This is a genomic window from Vibrio sp. 10N.222.46.A1 (genome assembly GCF_041473595.1).
Lineage (GTDB): Bacteria > Pseudomonadota > Gammaproteobacteria > Enterobacterales > Vibrionaceae > Vibrio > Vibrio tasmaniensis_A.
Map to the genome: position 1 here is coordinate 1 of NZ_JBFRSN010000026.1, position 6,325 is coordinate 6,325.

5 protein-coding genes are annotated in these 6,325 nt (G+C 45.7%); all 5 read left to right on the plus strand.

The genetic code is table 11. The annotated features are described in order from the left end of the window. Positions 1-52: 52 nt before the first annotated feature. A complete protein-coding gene (gene xerD, locus AB4496_RS01155) occupies positions 53-967 on the plus strand; it encodes a site-specific tyrosine recombinase XerD (protein WP_041472738.1) in 915 nt (304 codons plus the stop codon). Positions 968-993: 26 nt separating this feature from the next. Next, positions 994-1,773 carry a thioredoxin fold domain-containing protein gene (locus AB4496_RS01160; RefSeq protein ID WP_009848427.1) on the plus strand — a complete coding sequence of 260 codons (780 nt, stop codon included), beginning with the start codon at positions 994-996 and terminating at the stop codon, positions 1,771-1,773. Between the two features lie 79 nt (positions 1,774-1,852). Beyond that, positions 1,853-3,589, plus strand: a complete 1,737-nt coding sequence (recJ, locus tag AB4496_RS01165) for a single-stranded-DNA-specific exonuclease RecJ (protein ID WP_102257731.1) — start codon at positions 1,853-1,855, stop codon at positions 3,587-3,589. 251 nt (positions 3,590-3,840) lie between these two features. Then, positions 3,841-4,939, plus strand: a protein-coding gene (prfB, locus tag AB4496_RS01170; RefSeq protein ID WP_100208942.1) for a peptide chain release factor 2 whose coding sequence is annotated in 2 segments (ribosomal slippage) — positions 3,841-3,915 and positions 3,917-4,939 — 1,098 coding nt in all. Because the reading frame shifts where the segments join, the coding sequence is not laid out codon by codon here. Positions 4,940-5,037: 98 nt separating this feature from the next. Further along, positions 5,038-6,325, plus strand: a 1,288-nt coding sequence (gene lysS / locus AB4496_RS01175) for a lysine--tRNA ligase (RefSeq protein WP_372130503.1), incomplete at its 3' end; no start/stop codon positions are given.

Consider the following 6,325-nt stretch of genomic DNA (forward strand, 5'->3'; position numbering starts at 1 on the left):
ATATTTGCTCTGGCATACTCTCAAAACAGTTTCCAATATTGTGAGTAACACTATGCAGTCGCCTCAAGGGCAGAGCGCAGACCACGGTCTAGTAGAACAGTTTTTAGATGCTATGTGGATGGAGCGAGGATTATCGGAGAATACGCTTGTCTCGTACCGTACCGACCTGTCTAAGCTTCTAACGTGGATGGAAAAGAACAATTACCGCCTCGATTTTATTAGTCTTTCAGGACTACAGGATTATCAAGGTTGGTTAGCCGATGCTGACTTTAAGCAGACTTCTCGCGCTCGTATGTTGTCGGCTATTCGTCGCTTGTTTCAATATCTACACCGCGAGAAAGTAAGAGCCGACGACCCTAGTGCATTGTTGATCAGTCCCAAACTGCCGAAGCGCTTGCCAAAAGATTTGAGTGAAGAACAAGTGGATTCGCTGCTTGAAGCGCCAGATCCAAACGATCCAATCGAGCTTCGCGATAAAGCGATGCTTGAGTTACTCTATGCAACTGGACTTCGTGTTACGGAACTCGTCAGTTTGACGATGGAAAACATCAGCCTAAGACAAGGCGTGGTGCGTGTTATTGGTAAGGGCGGTAAAGAGCGCTTGGTGCCAATGGGCGAAAACGCCGTCGATTGGATAGAGACTTTTATTGAACAAGGTCGGCCACAACTGCTCGGTGATAACAGCTCGGATGTGGTTTTTCCGAGTAAACGCGCTAAGCAAATGACTCGTCAAACGTTCTGGTATCGTATCAAGCATTATTCGGTCATTGCTGGTATCGACACGGAATTATTGTCTCCACACGTATTGAGACATGCTTTTGCCACTCATTTACTGAACTATGGCGCCGATCTCAGGGTCGTACAGATGTTGCTTGGACATAGTGACTTATCGACCACCCAAATTTATACTCATGTGGCGACTGAAAGGCTGAAGCAAATTCACGCTCAGCATCACCCACGTGCTTAAATCCATTTATTTTTAAGGTGAACCTAATGAGCGTATTACGCCGTCTTCCTCTACTAGCGCTTCCTCTCATGATTACTGCATGTAATGCATCAGAGGCGAAAGTAGAAACAACATCAACAGCCGTAGAAGCTGCTCCAGCTCAAGCTATTGATACAGCTGCGTTAACTAAGCGTTTTGAAAAAATCGGTATTAAGGTCGATAAGATTGTTCCTTCGGATATCGATGGTCTTTTAGAAGTTCAAACCAACAGCGGTATTATCTTTTCTTCTCCAGAGGGCGATCATTTTCTAGCTGGTACACTTTACTCTTTGGATGAAAACGGTAAGTTCAGTGATGTTTTGGCTGAGCGTCAGGCTCCACTGAATGCTGAAAAAGTAGCAGCGATGTCGGATACGGTTATCGAATACAAAGCAGATAACGAAAAGTACGTTGTGACGGTATTTACTGACATTACTTGTGGCTACTGTGTTCGTCTGCACAGTCAAATGCAAGGCTACAACGATCTGGGTATCACCGTTCGTTACATGGCTTACCCACGTCAAGGTGCGACAGGGCAAGTTGCCGATCAAATGGCGGCAATCTGGGCGTCTGATGATCCAAAAACAGCTATGCATGATGCTAAAGTCAATCGTCAAATGCCAGCGTCTGGTAAAGACCTAGCAGAGCAAAAGCAGATCATTGCTAAACAATACCAACTCGGTCGTGAGCTTGGCATCAATGGCACTCCGGCTATCGTGCTAGCAAGTGGTGAGTTGGTGAGTGGTTACTTACCTCCAGCGCAACTTATTCAGCGTTTAGAGCAGTAATCTTCATTTTTTATTACCTATTATTCCCCCCTGTTTTTGATTTAAGGAGTGGCCTGATTGATATCAGGCCCATTTTTATATGATAGAGATCCAACGCCGTCCTGAGGTCGACACTTCAGTCTTACCTGCTCACTTACCTGACTTGTTAAAGCGCATTTATGTGAGTCGCGGAATCGACAGTGCTGACCAGCTAGAGACAGCTGCGAAAGGTTTGCACTCTTATCAAAAACTGGGCGGTATTGATGCTGCGGTTGAATTGTTGTTCAAAGTCATTCAGCAGCAAAAGCGCATCATCATTGTTGGTGACTTTGATGCCGATGGCGCGACAAGCTCCGCGTTGTCTGTGCTTGCTCTGCGAATGTTGGGCAGCTCTAATGTTGATTATCTGGTCCCCAATCGTTTTGAAGATGGTTATGGCTTGAGCCCCGAGGTTGTCGAACAGGCGATCGAACTTGGTGCTGAAGTGATCATGACAGTCGACAACGGTGTATCTTCAATTGACGGTGTTCGCTTTGCTAAAGAGAAAGGCCTTGATGTACTGGTTACTGATCATCACTTGCCTGGTTCTGAATTACCGATTGCAGATGCAATGGTCAATCCCAACCTAGAAAGCTGCGCATTTCCTTCAAAAGCGCTAGCCGGTGTGGGTGTCGCCTTTTACCTGATGATGGCATTGTGTGTTCATATGCGTAAGTTGGGCTGGTTTTCTCAACACGGCATGACAGAACCCAAGTTGATGGAACTGATTGATCTAGTGGCACTGGGTACTGTTGCGGATGTGGTACCACTTGATGAAAACAACCGAATCTTGGTACACCAAGGGCTACAACGCATTCGTGCAGGCAAAGCGCGTCCGGGTATTCAAGCCTTGATTGAAATTGCTAAGCGAGATGCTAAGCGTTTAGTTGCCTCCGATTTTGGTTTTGCGCTTGGTCCACGTATCAATGCGGCTGGCCGATTGGATGATATGTCTTTTGGTGTTGAGCTGCTAATGAGTAATAACATCCATGCCGCGCGTCGAATGGCCAGCGAGTTAGATGGCTTGAACCAAACACGTAAAGAGATCGAAGAGGGCATGAAACAAGAAGCGATGGCTTTTTGTGAGCGCCTTGAATTTGGTAAAGACGATTTGCCTTCTGGTTTGGCTCTGTTTCAACGTGATTGGCATCAAGGCGTAATTGGTATTCTAGCTTCGCGTATCAAAGACAAATATCACCGCCCAGTGATCGCATTTGCTGATGGTGGTGAAGGTAGCATTAAGGGTTCATGTCGTTCGATTCCAGGTTTGCACATGCGCGATGCGCTAGACAGAATCGACACTCAAAACCCTGGCCTGATCTTGAAGTTTGGTGGTCACGCAATGGCAGCCGGCTTAACCATTATGGAAAAAGACTTCGAGCGATTCAGCAAGATGTTTGATGACGTTGTGCGTAAAGAACTCGGTGAGACGGCGCTGAAGGGTATTATCTTGTCTGATGGTGAGCTGTTACCTGAAGAGTTCTCAATGCACACCGCTGAGACGTTGCGTTCAGGTGGTCCGTGGGGACAAGCTTTCCCTGAGCCCATCTTTGATGGTGAGTTTAAAGTTCTGCATCAAAAATTAGTGGGTGAAAAGCACTTAAAGTTAATGCTTGAGCCATTGTATAAAGGCCACCCGACCAATGTGATGATTGATGGTATTGCCTTTAATGTTGACCTACGTCGCTGGCCTGATGCCTCAGTGAAAACGGTACATCTTGCGTTTAAGCTTGATATTAACGAGTTTCGTGGCAATCAATCGTTGCAGTTGATGATTGATCATATCGAAGCGAAATAGTTGAAGCCAAATAGCGTTATCGTTCACTGAATGAGGTTCATCATTTAGTGCCAAATCCAACAAGCTCTGTTCAAAAACAGGGCTTGTTTCCCTTCCTTTCCTTACAGATTTTGCGTGTTTTTTCTGCCCGTCAATTTTATATCCGATTAAGTTATTGAATCTTGGTGCACCACTCTAAAAAATTCTGTATCTCCGTCACACTTTTGAGTACAATTCTCCGGTTAAATTCTACTCATAAATGATGAGCTAAAATGTTTGAAATCAATCCTATAAAAAACCGTCTGCAGGATGTGTCTGAGCGCACAAATATCCTGAGGGGGTATCTTTGACTATGACGCAAAGAAAGAGCGTCTAGAAGAAGTAAACGCAGAATTAGAACAACCGGATGTATGGAACGAACCTGAGCGTGCTCAAGCGCTAGGAAAAGAGCGTTCAGCATTGGAAGCAGTAGTAGAAACGATCGACCAACTTGACCAAGGTGTTGAGGATGTTGATGGCCTATTAGAGCTTGCGGTTGAAGAAGAAGATCAAGAAACGTTCGATGAAATTGAGCCAGAACTGGCCGAGCTTGAAGCTAAGTTAGAGAAGCTGGAATTCCGTCGTATGTTCTCTGGTGATCACGACGCATCAGATTGCTACATCGATTTACAGTCAGGTTCGGGCGGTACAGAAGCTCAAGACTGGACTTCAATGATGTTGCGTATGTACTTGCGTTGGGCAGATTCGAAAGGCTTCAAGACTGAAGTTATCGAAGTGTCTGATGGCGATGTTGCTGGCCTTAAAGGCGCAACGGTACGTATCTCTGGTGAGTACGCTTACGGTTGGTTACGCACAGAGACTGGTGTTCACCGTCTAGTTCGTAAGTCACCATTTGATTCAAGTGGTCGTCGTCATACTTCATTTGCTTCTGCGTTTATCTATCCTGAGATTGATGACAACATTACGATCGACATTAATCCTTCTGACCTACGTATTGACGTATACCGTGCCTCTGGCGCTGGTGGTCAGCACGTAAACACCACGGAATCGGCGGTACGTATTACTCACGTTCCAACTAACACCGTGGTTCAGTGTCAGAATGACCGTTCGCAGCATAAGAACAAAGATCAAGCGATGAAGCAGCTACGTGCTAAGCTTTTTGAACTTGAGATTCAAAAGCAAAATGCTGAAAAACAAGCGAGCGAAGAAACGAAATCAGACATCGGTTGGGGCAGTCAGATCCGCTCTTACGTGCTGGATGATTCACGTATCAAAGATTTACGCACCGGCATCGAAAACCGTAATACTCAAGCGGTTCTTGACGGTGACTTAGACAAGTTTATTGAAGCTAGCCTGAAATCAGGTCTGTAAGCTTTATCAACTATTAAGCTTTACCAATAATATTGGTAAAAATGCCTATATTTTCAAAAATATAGCTGTCCAAATTATAAAAGCAGGGTACATCTCAAATGACTGATGCTGTTCAAAACGAAAATACACAAGAAGCTTCTTCACCTGAAGAGAACAAACTAATCGCTGAGCGCCGTAGCAAGCTGGATCATATCCGCCAAAACTGCAAAGCGAACGGTCACCCAAATGACTTCCGTCGTGAGCACCTAGCTGGCGACCTTCAAGCGGAATTCGGTGAGAAGACTAAGGAAGAGCTAGAAGAGCTTAACCACATCGTTGCGATCGCAGGTCGTATTATGGCGAAGCGTGGTCCATTTCTAGCGATTCAAGAAACTTCTGGTCGTATCCAAGCGTACGCAGCGAAAGACGTTCAAAAAGTGCTGAAAGAGAAGTACCAAGGCCTAGATATCGGTGACATCATCGGTGTTAAAGGTGCGCTTCACAAGTCTGGTAAAGGTGACCTTTACGTGAACATGGAAGAGTTTGAGTTGCTAACCAAAGCACTTCGTCCTCTACCAGAGAAGTTCCACGGCCTAACTGACCAAGAGATGCGCTACCGTCAGCGTTACGTTGATCTAATCGTGAACGAAGACTCTCGTAACACATTCATCGTGCGTTCTAAGCTTGTGTCTTCAATCCGTAACTTCATGAGCTCAAAAGGCTACCTAGAAGTTGAAACGCCAATGATGCACGTGATCCCAGGCGGTGCAACAGCACGTCCATTCATCACTCATCACAACGCACTAGACATCGACATGTACCTACGTGTTGCACCTGAGCTTTACCTTAAGCGTCTAGTAGTTGGTGGTTTTGACCGTGTATTCGAGATCAACCGTAACTTCCGTAACGAAGGTCTTTCTCCACGTCACAACCCAGAATTCACAATGATGGAATTCTACCAAGCGTACTCTGACTACAAAGATCTAATGGATCTAACGGAAGAGATGCTAAGCACAGCGGCGATGGACGTTCTTGGTTCTACTTCTATGCCTTACGGTGACGAAACAGTTGAGTTCGGTGGCACTTACGCTCGCATGAGCATGTTCGATGCAATCAAACACTACACACCTGAAAATGCAAACATTCAAGCTCTGACTGAAGACGATCTTCAGAACAGAGAATTGATGGTTAAAATTGCAGAAGAAGTGGGTCTTTACGTTGAGAAGTTTTGGACATGTGGTCAGCTTCTTGAAGAGATCTTTGGTGAAACGGCTGAGCCTCAGCTAATTCAACCAACGTTCATCACGGGTTACCCAGCGGACATCTCTCCACTGGCTCGTCGTAGCGACAGCAACCCATTCTTCACAGACCGCTTTGAGTTCTTCATCGGTGGCCGTGAAGTAGCGA